The sequence below is a fragment of the Paraburkholderia panacisoli genome, from assembly GCF_008369935.1.
Lineage (GTDB): Bacteria > Pseudomonadota > Gammaproteobacteria > Burkholderiales > Burkholderiaceae > Paraburkholderia > Paraburkholderia panacisoli.
On sequence record NZ_VTUZ01000021.1, the window covers coordinates 83,438 to 102,991 of the forward strand.

The window sequence follows — 19,554 nt, forward strand, 5'->3', positions numbered from 1 at the left end:
CATGGACATTCATATCAATCAGAAGCCGTTGTCGCTGCCCGAAGGCGCGACTGTTGCCGATGCGCTCGCCGCGTACGGCGCGCGGCCGCCGTTCGCGGTCGCGCTGAACGGCGATTTCGTCGCGCGCACCCAGCATGCCGCGCGCGCGCTGCAGCCGGGCGACCGGCTCGATGTCGTGCAACCCGTCGCCGGCGGCTAAGCGCCGCCCGCCACGCATTGCCGGAGACCAGGATGATGCAAATGACTTCCCCCCAAACCGCCGACGCGCTCACGCTGTACGGCCAGACTTTCGCGAGCCGCGTGCTGCTCGGCACCTCGCGTTATCCATCGCTGCAGTCGCTGTCGGATTCGATCGACGCGGCGCGGCCCGGCATGGTGACCGTCGCACTGCGCCGGCAGATGAACGAAGGCGGCGCCGAAGCCGGCTTCTTCGATCTGCTCAAGCGCCACGGCGTGCCGCTGCTGCCGAACACGGCGGGCTGCCTGACCGTCGGCGAGGCCGTGGCCACCGCGCACATGGCGCGCGAGATCTTCGAAACCGACTGGATCAAGCTCGAACTGATCGGCGACGACTACACGCTGCAGCCCGATCCGGTCGGCCTGATCGAAGCGGCCGCGCGGCTCGTCAAGGACGGCTTCAAGGTGCTGCCTTATTGCACCGAAGATCTGGTGATCGGCCGGCGTCTGCTGGACGCGGGTTGCGAAGCGCTGATGCCGTGGGGCGCGCCGATCGGCACCGGCAAGGGCGTGATCAATCCGTACGGGCTGCGCGTGCTGCGCGAGCGGCTGCCGGACGTGCCGCTGATCGTCGACGCCGGGCTCGGCGTGCCGTCGCATGCGGCGCAGGTGATGGAGTGGGGCTTCGACGGCGTGCTGCTGAACACCGCGGTATCGCAGGCCACACACCCCGACGCGATGGCGCGCGCCTTTGCGCTGGGCGTCGAAGCGGGGCGCCAGGCCTATCTGGCGGGACCGATGGCCGAGCGCGAAAGCGCGCACGCGAGCACGCCGGTAGTCGGCATGCCGTTCTGGCATCAAGACGGGAGCGCCGCATGACGCAAACACTGGCATTGAAGGACCGCGACCTGTTCTGGCCGCCCGCCGACGAACTCACCGAAGCCACCGAGCGGATCCGCGCGCGCCTCGGCGACTGGCCGCCGACCCATGCGCCGTGGCGCATCTGCCTGACCGCGCCGGACGAACCCAACGGCGGCGACCTGATCGTGATCGCGGACGCGCAGCAGCATGGCGAGCAGGTCGCGCGCTGGCTGGTGCAGGGCGCTGGCGTGATCGAGGCGGCGGAGAACAAGGCCACGCTGCATCTGGGCGGCGAGAAGTACCGCCTCGAAGGCCATCTGGCGGAAGACTGGATCGCCGCGCTGGCCGCTTTCCTCGATTGCGGGTTCGATCCGCACGATGCGCTGGTGCTGGCCCTTGCGTGGCGCGACGGCGACGAAACCCGCGCCGACGACGCCTTTCCGGCCGATCTCGCCCGTTTTCCGCGTCTCGCCGGTTTGCCGACCGCGCCGGCGCAGGCGTTCGCGCGCTGCCCTGAGCGCCTCGGTTTGTACCCGGTGCTGCCGAGCGCCGAGTGGGTCGAACGGGTAGTGGGCTTCGGTGTGAAGACGGTGCAACTGCGCCGCAAATCGGCCGAACCCGCCGACGAACTGAAGCGCGAAATCGCCCGCTGCGTGGCCGCCGGCCGCGCGCACGACGCCCAGGTGTTCATCAACGACCACTGGCGGGCCGCGCTCGAAGCGGGCGCGTACGGCGTGCACCTCGGCCAGGAAGACGTGCATACCGCCGACCTGTCCGCGCTGGCCGCAGCCGGCGTCCGGCTGGGTCTGTCAACGCACGGTTTCTACGAGATTCTGAAGGCGCTGCATTTCCGGCCGAGCTACATTGCATTGGGCGCAGTGTTCCCGACCACGACCAAGGTCATGCCGACCGCGCCGCAGGGCCTCAAGCGTCTGGCCCGCTACGTGCGGTTGCTGGACGGCGTCGTGCCGCTGGTGGCGATCGGCGGGATCGACCTGCAGGTGCTGCCCGACGTGCTGGCGACCGGCGTCGGCTGCGCGGCGGTGGTGCGCGCCGTGACGGAAGCGGTCGATCCTGCGGCCGCCGTTTCTGCGTTGCAACAAGGGTTTACGCGATAATGGTCAGGCATCGTTAAGGGACTGGGCGCTTCACGGCAACTTTTGCATGATGGCCCTATAATTCGGCCTTCCGTGTAAAAGGACTGTCAGTTTCGTGTCTTCCTCCCCCGAGACCTTACTCGAGCTGCGCGACGTCGACTTCGGTTACGGCGACCGGCTTGTCCTGTCGAACCTGAACCTGCGCTTCAAGCGCGGCCAGGTCGTCGCGGTCATGGGCGGCTCGGGTTGCGGCAAGACCACGGTGCTGCGTCTGATCGGCGGCTTGGTGCGCGCGCAGCGCGGTCAGATCCTTTTTCAGGGCCAGGATGTCGGCCAGCAGACGCGCGACGGGCTTTATGCGCTGCGCCGCAAGATGGGCATGCTGTTTCAGTTCGGTGCGCTGTTTACCGACATGTCGGTGTTCGAAAACGTCGCCTTCACCCTGCGCGAGCACACCGACCTTCCCGAAGAATTGCTGCGCGACCTCGTGTTGATGAAGCTCAACGCGGTCGGTTTGCGCGGCGCGCGCGACCTGATGCCGTCGGAGATTTCGGGCGGCATGGCGCGACGTGTGGCGCTGGCGCGTGCAATCGCCCTCGACCCCGAACTGATGATGTACGACGAGCCGTTCGCCGGTCTCGATCCCATTTCACTCGGCATCACCGCGAACCTGATCCGCGCGTTGAATCAGGCGCTCGGCGCCACCTCGATCCTCGTCACGCACGACGTGCCGGAATCGTTCGCTATCGCGGATTACGTCTACTTTCTCGCCAACGGCGGGGTGCACGCCGAGGGCACGCCGGCCGAACTGCGCGCATCGACCGATCCGACGGTGCGGCAGTTCATCGACGGCGCGCCGGACGGCCCATTCAAATTCCACTATCCGAGCAACGCGCCGCTGGCGGCGGACTTCGGCATCGGCGGAGGCCAGTCATGATCAGTGCGATTGGTCGCTCGGTGATCAGCGGGCTGGGCACGGCCGGCTACGCCACGCGATTTTTCTTCCGGCTGCTGCTCGAATTCTTCCCGCTGCTGCGCCGTCCGCGCCTTGTCACGAAGCAGATCCACTTCGTGGGTAATTATTCGCTGGTGATCATTGCCGTGTCGGGGCTGTTCGTCGGCTTCGTGCTCGGCTTGCAGGGTTATTACACGCTGAACCGCTACGGCTCCGAACAGGCGCTGGGGCTGCTGGTCGCGCTGTCGCTCGTGCGCGAACTCGGACCGGTGGTCACGGCGCTGCTGTTCGCCGGCCGGGCCGGCACATCGCTGACGGCCGAGATCGGTTTGATGAAGGCGGGCGAGCAACTGACCGCCATGGAAATGATGGCCGTCGACCCGGTCAAGGTCGTGGTCGCGCCGCGCCTGTGGGCCGGCATTATCGCGATGCCGGTGCTTGCCGCCATCTTCAGCGCGGTCGGCGTGCTGGGCGGCTACGTGGTGGGCGTGCTGCTGATCGGCGTCGATGCCGGCGCGTTCTGGTCGCAGATGCAAAGCGGCGTGGATGTGTGGCGCGATGTCGGCGCCGGGGTCGTCAAGAGCGTGGTGTTCGGCCTCGCGGTCACGTTCGTGGCGCTGTTTCAAGGCTATGAAGCCAAGCCGACGCCGGAAGGCGTCTCGCGCGCGACGACCAAGACCGTCGTGTATGCGTCGCTGGCGGTGCTCGGCCTCGATTTTCTGCTGACCGCATTGATGTTCAGCTAAGTCCGCGCTGCACGTTTTCCGCCGGCGGCGCGTCTCGCGCTGCGCGGGGAACGTCGACGGCGTGGCGGATTCACTTTGGGATGACGATGAAAAAGACTGTTCTCGACTTCTGGGTCGGCCTGTTCGTGGTGTTGGGTTTCGTGGCGTTGCTGTTTCTCGCGCTGAAGGCCGGCAACATGAGCTCGTTGTCTTTCCAGGCAACCTACCCGGTCAAACTCAAGTTCGACAATATCGGCGGCCTCAAGGCGCGCGCGCCGGTGAAGAGCGCGGGCGTGACGGTCGGCCGGGTCGCCTCGATCGGCTTCGACAGCAACGCGTATCAGGCGGTCGTCACGATTGATCTCGACAAGCAGTATCAGTTTCCGAAGGACACCTCGGCGAAGATCCTTACCTCGGGTCTGCTCGGCGAACAGTACATCGGACTCGAACCCGGTGGCGACACCGAAATGCTGAAGGCCGGCGACACGATTGCGATGACGCAATCGGCGATCGTGCTGGAAAATCTCATCGGTCAGTTCCTCTATAGCAAGGCCGCAGATTCCGGGGCGTCGAAGCCCGCTGCCGCAGCGCCCGCACGGGCGGCTCCGGCACCGGGTATGCCCGCCTCCGGCGCCGCGGGCCAATAAGGAGAACAAGCATGCAGACCTCACGCATCGAGGGCGCGCGCGCCTTCCAGCTAGGCAAGGTGGCGGTGGCGGCCGTGCTGCTCGCCGGCTGCACGACCGTGCAGACGCCGACCAAGGGCGACCCGTTCGAAGGCTTCAACCGCACGATCTTCACGGTCAACGACAAGATCGACCAATACGCGCTGAAGCCGGTCGCCAAAGGCTACGTGTGGGCCACCCCGCAGCCGGTGCGCGACAGCGTGACGAACTTCTTCTCGAACATCGGCGACGTCTACATCGCGGCGAACAACTTGCTGCAGTTGAAGATCACAGACGGCGTGCAGGACATCATGCGGATCGTGATCAACACGGTGTTCGGCGTCGGCGGGCTGTTCGACGTCGCGACGCTCGCGAAGCTGCCCAAGCACGAGAACGACCTCGGCCTGACGTTCGGCCACTACGGCGTGCCGCCGGGGCCGTATCTGGTGCTGCCGCTATTTGGGCCGAGCACCGTGCGCGACGCGGTCGGCTCGGTCGGCAACTACTATGTGAACCCGCTGAGCTACATCGATCCGCCGGGTCTGAGCTGGGGGCTGTATGGTCTGAACATCGTCAACGTGCGCGCCAACCTGCTGGGTGCGAGCGACGTGCTGGAAGGCGCCGCGCTCGACAAATACTCGTTCGTGCGTAACGCGTATCTGCAACGTCGCCAGTATCTGCTGTCGGACGGCCGGCGTTCGGCGACGCTGCCGAATTACGATCAGGAAGCGCCGCTGCCGAAATACGAGGACGTCGACTCCGGCGCGGCCGCCGCGCCGGCCGGCGCCGTCACCGGCACCGCGGGTGCCGCCGCGAAGGCGGCCGCGGCCTCCGGCACCGCTGTGGCGACGCCGCCGCAGGGTGAGCCGGCCGCCGCGCCGGAACCCGCATCGGGCGCCACTGAAACGCCGCCGTTGGACCTCAACGGCGGTCCCGAAACGACGCAGATTCCGGCCGGGCAACTGGTGCCGCCCACGCGTTTCAATTTTCCGTCCTTCAAATTGCACTAAGTGTGAAGCCGTAACAGATCGATACGACTCTCGCAGTTTGCGCATGGATTGCCGTCGAACTCGCGTGTTAAGGTCCGCTCCAACGCTTGCACTATTTTTGAGGCTAGGTTCGATATGAAAAAATTCTTCCTGATTCCGTTGTTTGCCGCGTTGTTCTCGTTCGCCAGCGCCGGTGCATCGGCGCAAACCGTCGACACGAATTCGCCGGACGGCATGGTCAAGACCGTCACCCAGCAGGTGATCGATGCGATCCGTGGCGACAAGTCGATTCAGCAAGGCGACATCTCGCACATCACGCGTCTGGTCAACGAAAAGATCCTGCCGTACACGGATTTCCGCCGCACCACGCAACTGGCGATGGGCCGCAACTGGCGCACGGCCACGCCCGAGCAGCAGAGCCAGGTGGTCGAGCAGTTCAAGACGCTGTTGATCCGCACGTACTCGGGCGCGCTTGCGCAGGTGCGCGATCAGGAGATCCAGTACAAGCCGTTCCGCATGAACCCCGACGACACCGATACGGTGGTGCGCTCGGTCGTGATGAACAACGGCTCGCCGATCGAACTCGACTACCGTCTGTACAAGACGCCGCAAGGCTGGCGCGTGTATGACATCAACGTGCTCGGCGCATGGCTGATCCAGGCGTATCAGCAGCAGTTCAACGAGCAGATCCAGCAGAAGGGCGTGGATGGACTGATCCAGTTCCTCACGCAGCGCAACCAGCAACTCGCCGCAGGCAAGCAGTCGTGAGCGAACTGCTGACTCCCGTCGCCAACCGCTTCGAAAGCGGCGGGACATTGACCCACGCGAGTGCGAAAGCCGCGCTCGCGGCGGGTTTGCAACGCATCGAGGCGGGCGCGGGCAGCGTGGACTGCGCGCCGCTCGTGCAATTCGACTCGTCCGCGCTGGCCGTGCTGCTCGCGTGGAAGCGTGCCGCTCAGACTCGCGGCGTCGAATTCGTGATCGTCAATCTGCCGGCTGGTCTTGCCAGTCTCGCGCAAGCCTACGGCGTCGATACCCTCCTGTGTCGACCGGCGTTAGCGCTTTAGCGCTTACTCCGGTCCCACGCAACCTGGTTGCGTCGGCGCGACATTGACGCTGCATTGAGCTGGTAAGCGCGTCGCTTCCAATCCCCCTGCCTCAGGCGAGGCCTCTGGTTTTTGCCCTATAATCAAACGTTTTTTGGGGCGGCTAACCGGCCCCAATTCCGTTCCTTTCCAGCATTTGCGCGCCCACTCCGGGCTCCTTTAGGCGCCGCGACGCACGCGGTCCACAGTCATGTCAGCCATAGAAATTCGTAACGTCAAGAAGCGCTACAAGGACTTGCAGGCGCTCAAGGGCGTCAGCCTCACGGTCGAAGAAGGCGAGTTCTTCGGTCTGCTCGGTCCGAACGGCGCGGGCAAGACGACGCTCATCAGCATCCTCGCGGGCCTCGCTCGCGCCGATGAAGGCAGCATCGCAGTGCGCGGCCATGACGTCGTGGACGATTTCCGCCATGCGCGCCGCGCGCTCGGCGTCGTGCCGCAGGAACTCGTGTTCGACCCGTTCTTCACCGTGCGCGAAACCTTGCGCATCCAGTCCGGCTACTACGGGCTGCGCAACAACGACGCGTGGATCGACGAGATCATGGCCAATCTCGACCTCACCGACAAAGCCGACGCCAACATGCGCGCGCTGTCGGGCGGCATGAAGCGCCGCGTGCTGGTTGCGCAGGCGCTGGTGCACCGGCCGCCGGTGATCGTGCTCGACGAGCCGACCGCGGGCGTCGACGTCGAACTGCGTCAAACGCTGTGGAAATTCATCTCGCGTCTGAACCGCGAAGGCCACACCATCGTGCTGACCACGCACTACCTGGAAGAAGCCGAGTCGCTGTGTGACCGCATCGCGATGCTGCGGCGTGGCGAAGTGGTCGCGCTGGATCGCACCAGCACGCTGTTGCAACGCTTTGCCGGCATGCAACTGTTCGTGCGGTTCGCGCAGGGCGTGCTGCCAGTCGAACTGCGTCCGCTCGAAGCGGAGAGCGGCGCCGGCAACGGTAACGGCCGCCAGCATCTGCTGCGCCTGTCGAGCTACGACGAAGTCGAGCGGATTCTCGCGCAGTGCCGTGCGGCGGGCTGTACATTCGAAGAAATCGAGGTCCGCAAGGCCGACCTCGAAGACGTGTTCGTTCAGGTGATGAACGGTCCGGAAGTGATCGAGGGGCTTGCATGAGCGGTTTCCGTACGCTGTTTTACAAGGAGCTTCTGCGTTTCTGGAAGGTGTCGTTCCAGACCGTGCTCGCGCCGGTCATCACCGCGCTGCTTTATCTGACCATCTTCGGCCACGCCCTGCGCGACCACGTGCAGGTCTATCCGGGTGTCGAATACACGAGCTTCCTGATCCCGGGTCTCGTGATGATGAGCGTGTTGCAGAACGCGTTCGCGAACAGCTCGTCGTCGCTGATCCAGTCGAAGATCACCGGCAACCTGGTGTTCGTGCTGCTGCCGCCGCTGTCGCACTACGAGATGTTCGGCGCCTATGTGCTCGCCGCCGTTGCGCGCGGGCTGGCGGTCGGCTTCGGCGTGTTCATCGTGACGATCTGGTTCGTGCCGGTCAGCTTCACAGCGCCGCTCTACATCATTCTGTTCGCGATTTTCGGCGCGGCGATTCTCGGCACGCTCGGGTTGATCGCCGGCATTTGGGCCGAGAAGTTCGATCAGCTTGCTGCGTTCCAGAACTTTCTTATTATGCCGCTCACGTTCCTCTCGGGCGTGTTCTACTCAACGCACACGCTGCCCGCGGGGTGGCGCGAAGTGTCGCGGCTCAATCCTTTTTTCTACATGATCGACGGCTTTCGCTACGGCTTCTTCGGGATGTCGGATATCAATCCGCTCGTGAGCCTCGCAATCGTCGCCGGTTTCTTCGTGGTGCTGGCCGTGGTGGCGATGCGCATGCTCGCTTCCGGCTACAAACTGCGCCACTGATCAGGAGCTTCTCTCATGTTGCCGACTCCCGAACAGGTCAAGCAATACATTGCGGCTGGTCTCGCTTGCCAGCATCTCGAAGTCGAAGGCGACGGCCAGCATTTCTTTGCGACCATCGTCTCGCCGAGCTTCGAAGGCAAGCGTCTGATCCAGCGCCATCAACTCGTGTATGCGGCGCTCGGCGACCGCATGCGTGAAGAAATCCACGCGCTCAGCATGAAGACGCTGACGCCCGCCGAATGGCAGAACGCGTAATCTGGAAATTTAGTGCGAATTACTCAAGAAGGACGCGACGCCGGTAGCGGCGCGTCGAACACGGTCAATGCAGCCCCGGCCGAAGTCCGGGTCAATCAGGAACTGACAGGCATGGATAAACTCGTCATTGAAGGTGGCTACCCGCTGTCGGGTGAAGTTGTCGTCTCGGGTGCGAAGAACGCGGCGTTGCCGATCCTGTGCGCGGGTCTGCTCAGCGCGGAGCCGGTGCATCTGGAGAACGTGCCTGATCTGCAGGACGTGCGCACGATGCTCAAGCTGCTCGCCCAGATGGGTGTGCGCATCGAGAGCGGCGAAGGGCGCGTGGCGCTCGACGCGTCGAAGGTCGACAACGTCGTCGCGCCGTACGAAATGGTCAAGACCATGCGCGCGTCGATCCTCGTGCTCGGCCCGCTGGTCGCGCGCTTTGGTCATGCGCGGGTGTCGCTGCCGGGCGGCTGCGCGATCGGCGCCCGTCCGGTCGATCAGCACATCAAGGGCCTGCAGGCGATGGGCGCCGAGATCACGATCGAGCACGGCTTCATCGAAGCACGCGCGAAGCGCCTGAAGGGCGCGCGCATCGTCACCGACATGATCACCGTGACGGGAACGGAAAACCTGCTGATGGCGGCGGTGCTGGCCGAAGGCGAAACGGTCATCGAGAACGCGGCGCGTGAGCCGGAAGTCGGCGACCTCGCGCATCTGCTGGTCGCGATGGGCGCGCAGATTGAAGGCATCGGCACGGATCGCCTGGTGATCCAGGGCGTCGACAAGCTGCACGGCGCGAAGCACACCGTGATTCCGGACCGCATCGAAGCCGGCACGTTCCTGTGCGCGGTGGCGGCGGCCGGCGGCGACGTCACGCTGCGGAAGGTGCGTCCGCTGATTCTCGAAGCGGTGACCGAAAAGCTGCGCGAAGCCGGCGTCACGATCGAAGAGGGCGACGACTGGATGCGCGTACGCATGGACAAGCGTCCGGCCGCCGTCACGTTCCGCACCTCCGAATACCCCGCGTTCCCGACCGACATGCAGGCGCAGTTCATGGCGCTGAACACGATCGCGGACGGCACCTCGCAGGTCGTCGAAACGATCTTCGAGAACCGCTTCATGCACGTGCAGGAATTGAACCGCCTCGGCGCGAGCATCACGATCGACGGCAACACCGCGCTCGTGAACGGCGTCGACAAGCTGTCCGGCGCGATGGTGATGGCCACCGATCTGCGCGCGTCCGCGAGTCTCGTGATCGCCGCGCTGCGCGCCGAAGGCGAGACGTTGATCGATCGCATCTATCACCTGGATCGCGGCTACGACCGGATGGAGACCAAGCTCAACGCGATCGGCGCAAAGGTGCGCCGCGTGTCCGGGAGCCACGCATGAGTTCGATGCCGCAAACGTCGTCGTCGCCGGCGGTGAGCGCGCCGCTTACGCTGGCTTTGTCGAAAGGGCGTATCTTCGAAGAAACGCTGCCGCTGCTCGCCGCAGCCGGCATCGAAGTCGCCGAAGATCCTGAAACCTCGCGCAAGCTCATCCTGCCGACCACCGACGCCAACCTGCGCGTAATCATTGTGCGCGCCACCGACGTGCCGACCTATGTCGAATACGGCGCGGCCGACTTCGGCGTGGCGGGCAAGGACGTGCTGCTCGAGCATGGCGGCAGCGGGCTGTATCAGCCGGTCGACCTGGATATCGCGCGTTGCCGGATGTCGGTTGCGGTCGCGGCAGGTTTCGATTATGCGAACGCGGTGCGCCAGGGCGCCCGCTTGCGCGTGGCGACCAAGTACGTTGAAACCGCACGTGAGCATTTTGCCGCCAAGGGCGTGCATGTCGACCTGATCAAGCTGTACGGTTCGATGGAACTGGCCCCGCTGGTGGGCTTGGCCGATGCGATCGTCGACCTGGTGAGTTCAGGCAATACCTTGCGCGCCAACAATCTTGTCGAGGTGGAGGAAATCATGCAGATTTCGTCGCGCCTCGTCGTGAACCAGGCGGCGCTCAAGCTCAAGCGCGCCGCGTTGCGGCCGATTCTCGACGCGTTCGAACGCGCGTCGAAAGCTGACTCCGCCGTGGCCTGATAGTGTTAGTGTGACCCCGCTGTAAAAAGCGCGCCTTACCGAAACGGATACTGTATGTCTATCAAGATTCGCAAACTCGATTCCACCGCTCGCGACTTCCAGAAGTCGCTGCATGCGGTGCTCGCGTTCGAGGCGAGCGAAGACGAAGCAATCGAGCGCTCGGTCGCGCAGATTCTGAACGACGTGAAGGCGCGCGGCGACGCGGCGGTGCTCGAGTACACGAACCGCTTCGACCGACTCGATGCGAAGAGTATCGCTGCGCTCGAATTGCCGATGTCCGAGCTGGAAGCCGCGCTCGAAGGCCTGGGGCCGAAGCGCCGGGCCTCGCTCGAGGCGGCGGCGGCGCGCGTGCGCGGCTACCACGAAAAGCAGAAGATCGAGTGCGGCAGCCATAGCTGGCAGTACACGGAAGCGGACGGCACGGTGCTCGGCCAGAAGGTCACGCCGCTCGATCGCGCGGGCATCTACGTGCCGGGCGGCAAGGCGGCGTATCCGTCGTCGGTGCTGATGAACTCGATTCCGGCGCGCGTGGCCGGCGTGCGTGAAATCGTCATGGTCGTGCCAACGCCGGATGGCGTGAAGAATCCGCTAGTGCTGGCGGCCGCGCTGCTGGGCGGCGTGGATCGCGTTTTCACGATCGGCGGCGCGCAGGCGGTGGGCGCACTGGCCTACGGCACACAGACCGTGCCCGCGGTCGACAAGATCTGCGGCCCCGGCAACGCGTATGTCGCGTCGGCCAAGCGTCGCGTGTTCGGCACGGTCGGGATCGACATGATCGCCGGGCCGTCGGAAATCCTCGTGCTGTGCGACGGCACCACCGACCCCCGCTGGGTCGCGATGGACCTGTTCTCGCAAGCCGAGCACGACGAGCTTGCTCAATCCATCCTGCTGTGCCCGGACGACGCGTTCATCGCCCGCGTGCATGACGCGATCAACGAATTGCTGCCGACCATGCCGCGCCAGGACGTAATCCGCGCGTCGCTCGAAGGCCGCGGCGCGCTCATCAAGGTACGCGACATGGCGGAAGCCTGCGCGATCGCCAACGACATCGCGCCGGAACACCTCGAAATCTCAGCGCTGGAGCCACATCAGTGGGGCCAGCTGATCCGCCACGCCGGCGCGATCTTCCTCGGCCGCTATACCAGCGAGAGTCTCGGCGACTACTGCGCGGGACCGAATCACGTGCTGCCAACGTCTCGTACCGCACGGTTCTCGTCGCCGCTCGGCGTCTATGATTTCTTTAAGCGCTCCAGCGTGATCGAAGTCAGCGCGGAAGGTGCACAGACGCTCGGCGAGATCGCCGCCGAGCTCGCGTATGGCGAAGGCCTGCAGGCGCACGCCCGCAGCGCGGAATACCGGATGCGGCAAAACAGCAACGATCGCAGCTAGAAGCAGCGCGGCGCGGCGCGCCTGACGGGGAAGCGAAGCAGGCGGGCAGCGACCCGGCGCCGGCTAACTTCTCGCGACGGATTGTGCGCGCGACCGTTCACGTTCGCGTTCGTAAAGACCATAGAGACCAACCAGGGCGGCCGATGCGCCGCCGATGCCCGGCCGGCATCTTCCTCGCGGCCCGGTCCACAGAGCTATGACGACACCTCAAGACATCATCCGCCGCGACGTGCTCGCGATGACGAGCTATCCGGTTCCGGACGCCACGGGCTACATCAAGCTCGACGCGATGGAGAATCCGTTTCCACTGCCGCCTGACCTGGCCGCGCATCTCGGCGAGCATCTGGCCGGCGTGGCGCTGAACCGCTATCCGGCGCCGCGCCCGGACGCGCTGATCGAAAAGATCAAGCGCGTGATGGGCGTGCCGACCGGCTGCGAGGTGCTGCTCGGCAACGGCTCGGATGAAATCATCAGCCTGGTGTCGATCGCGTGCGCGAAGCCGGGCGCCAAGGTGCTCGCGCCGGTGCCGGGTTTCGTGATGTATCAGATGTCTGCGAAGCTGGCGAATCTCGAATTCGTCGGCGTGCCGTTGAACGCGGATTTCACGCTCGACACCGAAGCGATGCTCGCGGCAATCGCGGAGCATGAACCGGCGATCATCTACCTCGCGTATCCGAACAACCCGACCGGCACGCTGTTCGACGCCGCCGACATGGAACGCATCATCGCCGCGGCCGGCAAGAGCCTGGTGGTGATCGACGAGGCGTATCAACCGTTCGCGCAGCAAAGCTGGCTGCCGCGCGCCGACGCGTTCGATAATGTGGTCGTGATGCGCACGGTGTCCAAGCTCGGCCTTGCCGGCATCCGCCTCGGCTACCTGGTCGGCAAACCCGCGTGGCTGACCGAGTTCGACAAGGTGCGGCCGCCGTATAACACCAATGTGCTAACGCAGGCCGCCGCCGATTTCCTGCTCGACCACGTCGACGTGCTCGACGCGCAAGCCGCGCAACTGCGCCAGGAACGCACGAAACTCGCGCAAGCGGTGGCCGCGCTGCCGGGCGCCGAGGTGTTCCCCAGCGCCGGCAACTTCCTGCTGGTGCGCGTGCCCGACGCATCCGTGCTGTTCGAAACCCTGCTCACCGCACGGGTTCTGATCAAAAACGTGAGTAAAATGCATCCATTGCTGGCTAATTGCGTGCGTTTGACCGTCGGTTCGCCGGAAGAAAACGCGCAGTTGCTCGCCGGACTGAAACTCGTGCTGCACTGAGCGGCCTGCCGTTTCCCATCCCTACACTACTATCGCTTTCTAGCTAGATTCGAGGAATTACCATGCGCCTTGCGGAAGTCGTTCGCAACACCAGCGAAACGCAGATCCGTGTGAAGATCAATCTGGACGGCACCGGTCAGCAGAAACTGGCCACCGGCGTGCCGTTTCTGGATCACATGCTCGACCAGATCGCACGGCATGGCCTGTTCGACCTCGAAATCGAAGCGCATGGCGACCTGCATATCGACGACCACCACACGGTCGAAGACACCGGCATCACGCTCGGCCAGGCCGTCGCGAAGGCGATCGGCGACCGCAAGGGCATCCGCCGTTACGGCCATTCCTACGTGCCGCTCGACGAAGCGCTGTCGCGCGTCGTGATCGATTTTTCCGGCCGTCCGGGCCTCGAGTTCCACGTGCCGTTCACGCGCGCGCGCATCGGCACGTTCGACGTCGATCTGTCGATCGAGTTTTTCCGCGGCTTCGTCAATCACGCCGGCGTCACGCTGCACGTCGACAACCTGCGCGGCCTGAACGCTCATCATCAGATGGAAACGGTGTTCAAGGCGTTCGGCCGTGCGTTGCGCATGGCCACTGAAATGGACGAGCGCGCGGCCGGGCAGATTCCGTCGACCAAGGGCAGCCTTTAGCCGAAGCAAGCCGTTCACCTTTAGACGACTCATCGACCAAAACCGCGCGTCGGCCAACCGTCGTTCGGCGCTGGACATCACCGTCGATGAATTGACGGCGTCGCCGCCAAACTTGAAATGAAAACTTCGATAGCGATTGTGGATTACGGAATGGGCAACCTGCGTTCGGTTGCTCAGGCATTGCGCAAGGCCGCGCCGGAAGCGGACGTGGCGATCGTCGACCGGCCGGAGGCGATCCGCGCGGCCGACCGCGTGGTGCTGCCTGGCCAGGGTGCGATGCCCGACTGCATGCGCAGTCTCGGTGAGTCCGGCCTGCAGGAAGCGGTGATCGAGGCGTCGCGCAACAAGCCGTTGATGGGCGTATGCGTCGGCGAGCAGATGCTGTTCGACTGGAGCGCCGAGGGCAATACGCCGGGTTTGGGCCTGCTGCCCGGCAAGGTGCTGCGCTTTGACCTGGAAGGCCAGGTGCAGGACGACGGTTCGCGTTTCAAGGTCCCGCAAATGGGCTGGAACCGCGTGCGCCAGGCGCAGCCGCATCCGCTGTGGGACGGCGTCGCCGATAACGCGTTCTTCTATTTCGTGCACAGCTACTACGTGCAGCCGGACAATGCCGCCCACACCTCGGGCGAAACGGTGTACGGTGTGCCCTTTACCTCGGCGGTGGCGCGGGATAACATCTTTGCCACCCAATTCCACCCGGAAAAAAGCGCCGAAGCCGGGCTGCGCGTGTATCGCAACTTCGTGCACTGGAACCCGTGAGCGCTTTTCTTCATCCCGCTGTCGCGCGCCATTCCGCCATGAGCGGAGCGGTTGCCGCGCGCCGCAACCGCAGCACCACGATTTCGCTCCCACAGGGCGCTCCGCAAGGGCGTCGAAAGAGTTGTACTAAACTAGCGAAACGGCGTTTCTGCCGACTGGCTCACCAGCCGCTGCCGCCGACCTTCAACCCCTTCCCAGACAACACCCGATTGCTATGCTGCTGATTCCCGCCATCGACCTGAAAGACGGTCAGTGTGTACGCCTCAAACAAGGCGATATGGACCAGGCGACGATATTCTCCGAGGAACCGGCGGCGATGGCCCGACATTGGGTCGACCGTGGCGCCCGCCGTCTGCACCTCGTCGATCTGAATGGCGCGTTCGCCGGCAAGCCGAAGAACGAAGACGCGATCCGGGCGATCATCGAGGAAGTGGGCGGCGAGATCCCCGTGCAATTGGGCGGCGGGATCCGCGACCTGAACACGATCGAGCGCTATCTGGACGACGGCCTGTCCTACGTGATCATCGGCACGGCGGCGGTGAAGAATCCGGGCTTTTTGCAGGATGCGTGCACGGCGTTCGGCGGCCACATCATCGTCGGGCTGGATGCGAAAGACGGTAAGGTCGCGACCGACGGCTGGAGCAAGCTGACCGGACACGAAGTGGCCGATCTCGCGCGCAAGTTCGAGGACTACGGCTGCGAGTCGATCATCTACACCGATATCGGGCGCGATGGCATGCTGCAAGGCATCAACATCGAAGCGACGGTGCGCCTCGCGCGCGCGGTGAAGATTCCGGTGATTGCGAGCGGCGGCCTGTCGAACCTCACCGACATCGAGTCGCTGTGCGAAGTCGAAGACGAAGGCATTGAAGGCGTGATCTGCGGCCGGGCGATCTACTCCGGCGATCTCGACTTCGCGGCGGCGCAGACGCTCGCGGACCGGTTGCGCGAATCGGACGACGCCTGAGTCATTCCGGACTCGCGCCTCGGGCGCCGCGCCGGCTGGATCGTGCGGTGTCCAGAGCGGGCGCGACGTTCCGTTCCGGCAGCGCGCCGAGCCGCAGGGCCGTGACTCACTCGCGGCGCGACGCGGCTCATCGCGCCGGCACTGTGCCGCAAGCCTCGCGCAAGCGGCCTCATTAGCGGTATTGGCAGAATTGCAAGATCATGGCTCTAGCTAAACGCATCATCCCCTGTCTCGACGTCACGGCTGGACGCGTGGTCAAGGGCGTCAACTTCGTCGAACTGCGCGATGCGGGCGACCCGGTCGAAATCGCCCGCCGCTACGACGACCAGGGCGCCGACGAACTCACCTTCCTCGACATCACCGCCACCTCCGACCAGCGCGATCTGATCCTGCCGATCATCGAAGCGGTCGCCTCGCAAGTATTCATTCCGCTGACGGTCGGCGGCGGCGTGCGCGCCGTCGAAGACGTGCGGCGCCTGCTGAATGCGGGTGCGGACAAGATCAGCATGAACTCGTCGGCGGTCGCGAATCCGCAGCTCGTGAAGGACGCCACGGACAAATACGGCTCGCAGTGCATCGTCGTCGCGATCGACGCCAAACGTGTCTCCGCGGACGGCGAGCCACCGCGCTGGGAAGTCTTCACGCACGGCGGCCGTAAGGCCACCGGTCTGGAAGCGGTCGAATGGGCACGCAAGATGGCCGAGCTCGGCGCCGGCGAAATCCTGCTGACCAGCATGGACCGCGACGGTACGAAGAGCGGCTTCGACCTTGCGCTGACGCGCGCGGTGTCGGATGCGGTGCCGGTTCCGGTCATCGCGTCGGGCGGCGTGGGCAATCTGCAGCATCTGGCCGACGGCATCAAGACCGGCCACGCCGATGCGGTGCTCGCCGCGAGCATCTTCCACTACGGCGAATACACGGTGGGCGAGGCCAAGCGCTTCATGGCCGATCAAGGTATTTCGGTGAGGTTGTGACGTGGTGAATCCCTCGGCAGTGAATTGGCTCGACAAGGTCAAGTGGGACGCGAACGGCCTCGTGCCGGTGATCGCGCAGGAAGCGTCGACCAACGACGTGCTGATGTTCGCGTGGATGAACCGCGAAGCATTGGCGAAGACCATTGAAACCGGCCGCGCGGTGTACTTCTCGCGCTCGCGCCAGCGTTTGTGGTTCAAAGGCGAAGAGTCCGGCCACGTGCAGCACGTGCACGAAGTGCGGCTCGATTGCGATGAAGACGTCGTGCTGCTGAAAGTGGAGCAGGTGTCGGGCATCGCGTGTCACACCGGCCGCCACTCGTGCTTTTTCCAGAAATTCGAAGGCTCGGTGGACGAGGGCGACTGGCTCGCCGTCGATCCCGTGCTGAAAGACCCCGAACACATCTACAAATGACGCAATCCACGCAAACCACGTCGTCCAACCCCGCGCCCACCGCCGACACCCTGCTGCGCCTCGCGGCGATCATCGACAGCCGCAAGGGGGGCGATCCGGATGTCTCGTACGTGTCGCGCCTGTTTCACAAGGGCGACGACGCGGTGCTGAAGAAGATTGGCGAAGAAGCCACCGAAGTCGTGCTGGCCGCCAAAGACGCGCGCCACGGCGGTGCGCCGAAGGCGCTGGTCGGCGAGGTTGCGGACCTGTGGTTTCACTGCCTCGTGATGTTGTCGCATTTCGATCTGAGTCCGACCGACGTGCTCGCCGAACTCGAGCGCCGGGAAGGCCTGTCGGGTATCGAGGAGAAGGCGCTGCGCAAGAGCCGCGAGCGCGAGCAGAACGGCGATTGACCGACCCTGGTTGAAGTCGCGAGCATCGGCGCCCACATTGCACTGAGCGCATCTTCGGGAGGACGCAAGCATGGAACAGTCGCACGAGAGCTATCCGCCGCCGGTTTATCGTAACGCCATGGAACCGGAGCGCGAACGCAGCCTGCGCACGCTGACTCACGTGCTGTACGCGCTGTACGCGGTCCACTGGCTGACGGGCGGCCTGACGATCCTGATCGCGATCATCATCAACTACGTGAAGCGGGCCGATGTGGCGGGTACGCCGTACGAAGCCCACTTCGAGTGGCAGATCCGTTCTTTCTGGATGTGTCTGCTCGGCTACGTGATCGGCGCCATGCTGCTGCTGGTGGTGATTGGCATTCCGGTGCTATGGGCCGTCAGCATCTGGATGTTGTACCGTATTATTAAAGGCTGGCTGTATCTGTACGATAACAAGCCGCTTGCGAATCCGCGTGGCTGGGTCTGAGTCATGCTGGCCCGTTCATCGGGTCCGGCTTGACGCTCGCCGTGCCACGCTTTGCGCTCCAGTCATACCGCGTCAGGAATACGATGAGTCACGACCCGAATTGCCTTTTCTGCAAAATCGCCGCCGGCGAGATCCCGTCGACCAAAGTCCATGAAGACGAAGAGTTTGTTGCCTTCCGCGACATCCGTCCGGCGGCCGAAACGCATGTGCTGGTGATTCCGCGCAAGCACATCGCCACGCTGTCGAACTGCACCGAAAGCGATACGCCGCTGCTTGGTAGAATGTTAGTTTTGGTGGCGCGTCTGGCCGATCAATTGGGCGTGGCCTACGCAGGCGGTCAAACGGGCTTTCGCACGGTAATCAATACCGGTCCGGGCGGCGGTCAGGAGGTGTATCACCTGCACGCGCACATTCTTGCGGGACCGCGCCCATGGCAGCGAATGGGTTGACGGAAAAAACGGGGTCGCGGACTTTGCTGCGACTTTTGGTCGGAGACAATGGCGCGGCCGTCGTTTTTGCGCCTTTGTAATAACGCCGACGCGGTCGTCCGGCCACAATGCTAAGGTGGGTGTGCCACCGGTCGAATCGGAACAGCCAGCGGTATCGTATAGGTGAAGCGTCAGCGCTTCAAATCACGCCGCCAGGCGCACGAAATTTACCGCATCGCGGTGCGGTGTCGGGGTTAAGGAGAGCAGTCATGGGTTCATTGAGCATTTGGCATTGGTTGATCGTGTTGTTGATCGTCGCACTCGTGTTCGGCACGAAGAAGCTGCGCAATATCGGCACTGATCTGGGCGGCGCGGTGAAGGGCTTCAAGGAAGGCATGAAGGAAGCCGAAACGCCGGCTGGCGACGCGCAGCAGCAGCGCGAACTGCCGCGCAATGGCGCGGTGGATGTGGAAGCGAAAGAAAAGACGCCGCGTTCCGGCGATTTCCGCTAAGCCGCGGCTGATCCGCGTTACTGACGGACATTCCACTTCATGCTGGACCTCGGTCTAACCAAGATGGCGCTGATCGGCGTCGTCGCGCTGGTCGTACTCGGACCTGAGCGCCTGCCACGCGTCGCCCGCACGGCTGGCGCGCTGTTCGGCCGCGCGCAGCGGTATATCAACGACGTGAAGTCCGAAGTCACGCGCGAAATCGAACTCGACGAATTGCGTCGCATGAAGACCGAGTTCGAAACAGCGGCGAGCAATGTCGAAACCTCCGTTCAGGACAATCTGCGCAAGCACGAAAGCGAATTGAACGAAGCGTGGAACAGCGGCACTTCGGTGTCGCCGAGCATTGCCGGCGGCGCGCTCGAAGACGTCGGCAATTCGTCGTGGCCGAGCAGCACGCCGGCTGCAGCGCCCAAGCGCAAGAACTGGCGTGTCAAGCAGAGCGCCATGCCGACCTGGTACAAGCGCGCAACCACGCGTCGTACGCGCGTGCAGTCGGGTGCTGCGCGCGTCGCGCGGCATACGCCTGCCACCATGCGTCGTCCAACGCGGTTCTTCTGATGATCA

General features: G+C 64.3%; 26 protein-coding genes. All 26 read left to right on the plus strand.

Annotated elements, in window-relative coordinates:
- The first annotated feature begins 1 nt into the window (after position 1).
- The 26 genes from thiS to tatB all read left to right on the plus strand — a co-directional run bounded on the left by thiS (position 2) and on the right by tatB (position 19,548).
- Positions 2-199 carry a sulfur carrier protein ThiS gene (thiS, locus tag FVF58_RS27865; protein WP_121315856.1) on the plus strand — a complete coding sequence of 66 codons (198 nt, stop codon included), beginning with the start codon at positions 2-4 and terminating at the stop codon, positions 197-199.
- A 41-nt stretch (positions 200-240) separates the two neighbouring features.
- Positions 241-1,056 (plus strand): thiazole synthase, encoded by an 816-nt coding sequence (locus tag FVF58_RS27870; RefSeq protein ID WP_149673014.1) that lies wholly within the window; start codon positions 241-243, stop codon positions 1,054-1,056.
- The gene (thiE, locus tag FVF58_RS27875) at positions 1,053-2,156 is read left to right on the plus strand and encodes a thiamine phosphate synthase (protein WP_149673015.1); all 1,104 of its coding nucleotides are present in this window, start codon (positions 1,053-1,055) and stop codon (positions 2,154-2,156) included. The genes FVF58_RS27870 and thiE overlap by 4 nt, the downstream gene beginning before the upstream one ends.
- A 94-nt stretch (positions 2,157-2,250) precedes the next feature.
- Positions 2,251-3,072, plus strand: a complete 822-nt coding sequence (locus tag FVF58_RS27880; RefSeq protein ID WP_149673016.1) for an ABC transporter ATP-binding protein — start codon at positions 2,251-2,253, stop codon at positions 3,070-3,072.
- On the plus strand, positions 3,069-3,836 hold the full coding sequence (gene mlaE / locus FVF58_RS27885; protein WP_149673017.1) for a lipid asymmetry maintenance ABC transporter permease subunit MlaE: 768 nt from the start codon (positions 3,069-3,071) through the stop codon (positions 3,834-3,836). Before FVF58_RS27880 ends, mlaE begins: the two co-directional genes overlap by 4 nt.
- Positions 3,837-3,922: 86 nt before the next feature.
- On the plus strand, positions 3,923-4,462 hold the full coding sequence (gene mlaD, locus FVF58_RS27890) for an outer membrane lipid asymmetry maintenance protein MlaD (RefSeq protein WP_149673018.1): 540 nt from the start codon (positions 3,923-3,925) through the stop codon (positions 4,460-4,462).
- An 11-nt stretch (positions 4,463-4,473) separates the two neighbouring features.
- Complete coding sequence (locus tag FVF58_RS27895) at positions 4,474-5,490, plus strand: MlaA family lipoprotein (RefSeq protein WP_149673019.1); 1,017 nt, start codon at positions 4,474-4,476, stop codon at positions 5,488-5,490.
- A 114-nt stretch (positions 5,491-5,604) separates the two neighbouring features.
- Positions 5,605-6,237 carry an MlaC/ttg2D family ABC transporter substrate-binding protein gene (locus tag FVF58_RS27900; RefSeq protein WP_149673020.1) on the plus strand — a complete coding sequence of 211 codons (633 nt, stop codon included), beginning with the start codon at positions 5,605-5,607 and terminating at the stop codon, positions 6,235-6,237.
- Positions 6,234-6,536 carry an STAS domain-containing protein gene (locus FVF58_RS27905; protein WP_149673021.1) on the plus strand — a complete coding sequence of 101 codons (303 nt, stop codon included), beginning with the start codon at positions 6,234-6,236 and terminating at the stop codon, positions 6,534-6,536. The genes FVF58_RS27900 and FVF58_RS27905 overlap by 4 nt, the downstream gene beginning before the upstream one ends.
- Positions 6,537-6,765: 229 nt before the next feature.
- Positions 6,766-7,698: an ABC transporter ATP-binding protein gene (locus tag FVF58_RS27910; protein ID WP_149673022.1), complete on the plus strand. Its 933-nt coding sequence runs from the start codon at positions 6,766-6,768 to the stop codon at positions 7,696-7,698.
- Positions 7,695-8,450, plus strand: coding sequence for an ABC transporter permease (locus FVF58_RS27915; protein ID WP_149673023.1), 756 nt, complete (start codon positions 7,695-7,697; stop codon positions 8,448-8,450). The genes FVF58_RS27910 and FVF58_RS27915 overlap by 4 nt, the downstream gene beginning before the upstream one ends.
- A 15-nt stretch (positions 8,451-8,465) precedes the next feature.
- Entirely contained in the window at positions 8,466-8,705 is a 240-nt protein-coding gene (locus tag FVF58_RS27920; RefSeq protein ID WP_006052280.1) for a BolA family protein, read from the plus strand.
- Between the two features lie 18 nt (positions 8,706-8,723).
- Entirely contained in the window at positions 8,724-10,079 is a 1,356-nt protein-coding gene (murA, locus tag FVF58_RS27925) for a UDP-N-acetylglucosamine 1-carboxyvinyltransferase (protein WP_425468977.1), read from the plus strand.
- Entirely contained in the window at positions 10,076-10,774 is a 699-nt protein-coding gene (hisG, locus tag FVF58_RS27930; protein WP_149673024.1) for an ATP phosphoribosyltransferase, read from the plus strand. Before murA ends, hisG begins: the two co-directional genes overlap by 4 nt.
- 54 nt (positions 10,775-10,828) lie before the next feature.
- Positions 10,829-12,163 carry a histidinol dehydrogenase gene (hisD, locus tag FVF58_RS27935; protein WP_149673025.1) on the plus strand — a complete coding sequence of 445 codons (1,335 nt, stop codon included), beginning with the start codon at positions 10,829-10,831 and terminating at the stop codon, positions 12,161-12,163.
- A gap of 196 nt (positions 12,164-12,359) precedes the next feature.
- A complete protein-coding gene (gene hisC / locus FVF58_RS27940) occupies positions 12,360-13,430 on the plus strand; it encodes a histidinol-phosphate transaminase (protein ID WP_149673026.1) in 1,071 nt (356 codons plus the stop codon).
- 62 nt (positions 13,431-13,492) lie between these two features.
- Positions 13,493-14,080: an imidazoleglycerol-phosphate dehydratase HisB gene (gene hisB, locus FVF58_RS27945; RefSeq protein WP_094778339.1), complete on the plus strand. Its 588-nt coding sequence runs from the start codon at positions 13,493-13,495 to the stop codon at positions 14,078-14,080.
- Positions 14,081-14,197: 117 nt separating this feature from the next.
- Positions 14,198-14,839, plus strand: a complete 642-nt coding sequence (hisH, locus tag FVF58_RS27950) for an imidazole glycerol phosphate synthase subunit HisH (protein WP_149673027.1) — start codon at positions 14,198-14,200, stop codon at positions 14,837-14,839.
- Positions 14,840-15,053: 214 nt separating this feature from the next.
- Entirely contained in the window at positions 15,054-15,806 is a 753-nt protein-coding gene (hisA, locus tag FVF58_RS27955) for a 1-(5-phosphoribosyl)-5-[(5-phosphoribosylamino)methylideneamino]imidazole-4-carboxamide isomerase (protein ID WP_012434504.1), read from the plus strand.
- 200 nt (positions 15,807-16,006) lie between these two features.
- Complete coding sequence (gene hisF / locus FVF58_RS27960) at positions 16,007-16,780, plus strand: imidazole glycerol phosphate synthase subunit HisF (protein WP_149673028.1); 774 nt, start codon at positions 16,007-16,009, stop codon at positions 16,778-16,780.
- A gap of 1 nt (position 16,781) precedes the next feature.
- The gene (gene hisI / locus FVF58_RS27965; RefSeq protein WP_188130947.1) at positions 16,782-17,192 is read left to right on the plus strand and encodes a phosphoribosyl-AMP cyclohydrolase; all 411 of its coding nucleotides are present in this window, start codon (positions 16,782-16,784) and stop codon (positions 17,190-17,192) included.
- Complete coding sequence (locus FVF58_RS27970) at positions 17,189-17,584, plus strand: phosphoribosyl-ATP diphosphatase (RefSeq protein WP_149673029.1); 396 nt, start codon at positions 17,189-17,191, stop codon at positions 17,582-17,584. Before hisI ends, FVF58_RS27970 begins: the two co-directional genes overlap by 4 nt.
- A gap of 70 nt (positions 17,585-17,654) precedes the next feature.
- On the plus strand, positions 17,655-18,050 hold the full coding sequence (locus tag FVF58_RS27975) for a DUF4870 family protein (RefSeq protein WP_149673030.1): 396 nt from the start codon (positions 17,655-17,657) through the stop codon (positions 18,048-18,050).
- An 83-nt stretch (positions 18,051-18,133) separates the two neighbouring features.
- Complete coding sequence (locus FVF58_RS27980; RefSeq protein ID WP_149673031.1) at positions 18,134-18,499, plus strand: histidine triad nucleotide-binding protein; 366 nt, start codon at positions 18,134-18,136, stop codon at positions 18,497-18,499.
- A 248-nt stretch (positions 18,500-18,747) separates the two neighbouring features.
- On the plus strand, positions 18,748-18,990 hold the full coding sequence (tatA, locus tag FVF58_RS27985) for a Sec-independent protein translocase subunit TatA (protein WP_149673032.1): 243 nt from the start codon (positions 18,748-18,750) through the stop codon (positions 18,988-18,990).
- Positions 18,991-19,029: 39 nt separating this feature from the next.
- Positions 19,030-19,548: a Sec-independent protein translocase protein TatB gene (tatB, locus tag FVF58_RS27990; protein WP_149673033.1), complete on the plus strand. Its 519-nt coding sequence runs from the start codon at positions 19,030-19,032 to the stop codon at positions 19,546-19,548.
- Positions 19,549-19,554 lie beyond the last annotated feature (6 nt).

Coding starts and splice junctions, on each gene's coding strand:
- thiS (WP_121315856.1), top strand. CDS start 2: ATGGACATTCATATCAATCAGAAGCCGTTGTCGCTGCCCGAAGGCGCG.
- FVF58_RS27870 (WP_149673014.1), top strand. CDS start 241: ATGACTTCCCCCCAAACCGCCGACGCGCTCACGCTGTACGGCCAGACT.
- thiE (WP_149673015.1), top strand. CDS start 1,053: ATGACGCAAACACTGGCATTGAAGGACCGCGACCTGTTCTGGCCGCCC.
- mlaE (WP_149673017.1), top strand. CDS start 3,069: ATGATCAGTGCGATTGGTCGCTCGGTGATCAGCGGGCTGGGCACGGCC.
- mlaD (WP_149673018.1), top strand. CDS start 3,923: ATGAAAAAGACTGTTCTCGACTTCTGGGTCGGCCTGTTCGTGGTGTTG.
- FVF58_RS27895 (WP_149673019.1), top strand. CDS start 4,474: ATGCAGACCTCACGCATCGAGGGCGCGCGCGCCTTCCAGCTAGGCAAG.
- FVF58_RS27900 (WP_149673020.1), top strand. CDS start 5,605: ATGAAAAAATTCTTCCTGATTCCGTTGTTTGCCGCGTTGTTCTCGTTC.
- FVF58_RS27910 (WP_149673022.1), top strand. CDS start 6,766: ATGTCAGCCATAGAAATTCGTAACGTCAAGAAGCGCTACAAGGACTTG.
- FVF58_RS27915 (WP_149673023.1), top strand. CDS start 7,695: ATGAGCGGTTTCCGTACGCTGTTTTACAAGGAGCTTCTGCGTTTCTGG.
- FVF58_RS27920 (WP_006052280.1), top strand. CDS start 8,466: ATGTTGCCGACTCCCGAACAGGTCAAGCAATACATTGCGGCTGGTCTC.
- hisG (WP_149673024.1), top strand. CDS start 10,076: ATGAGTTCGATGCCGCAAACGTCGTCGTCGCCGGCGGTGAGCGCGCCG.
- hisD (WP_149673025.1), top strand. CDS start 10,829: ATGTCTATCAAGATTCGCAAACTCGATTCCACCGCTCGCGACTTCCAG.
- hisC (WP_149673026.1), top strand. CDS start 12,360: ATGACGACACCTCAAGACATCATCCGCCGCGACGTGCTCGCGATGACG.
- hisB (WP_094778339.1), top strand. CDS start 13,493: ATGCGCCTTGCGGAAGTCGTTCGCAACACCAGCGAAACGCAGATCCGT.
- hisH (WP_149673027.1), top strand. CDS start 14,198: ATGAAAACTTCGATAGCGATTGTGGATTACGGAATGGGCAACCTGCGT.
- hisA (WP_012434504.1), top strand. CDS start 15,054: ATGCTGCTGATTCCCGCCATCGACCTGAAAGACGGTCAGTGTGTACGC.
- hisF (WP_149673028.1), top strand. CDS start 16,007: ATGGCTCTAGCTAAACGCATCATCCCCTGTCTCGACGTCACGGCTGGA.
- FVF58_RS27970 (WP_149673029.1), top strand. CDS start 17,189: ATGACGCAATCCACGCAAACCACGTCGTCCAACCCCGCGCCCACCGCC.
- FVF58_RS27975 (WP_149673030.1), top strand. CDS start 17,655: ATGGAACAGTCGCACGAGAGCTATCCGCCGCCGGTTTATCGTAACGCC.
- FVF58_RS27980 (WP_149673031.1), top strand. CDS start 18,134: ATGAGTCACGACCCGAATTGCCTTTTCTGCAAAATCGCCGCCGGCGAG.
- tatA (WP_149673032.1), top strand. CDS start 18,748: ATGGGTTCATTGAGCATTTGGCATTGGTTGATCGTGTTGTTGATCGTC.
- tatB (WP_149673033.1), top strand. CDS start 19,030: ATGCTGGACCTCGGTCTAACCAAGATGGCGCTGATCGGCGTCGTCGCG.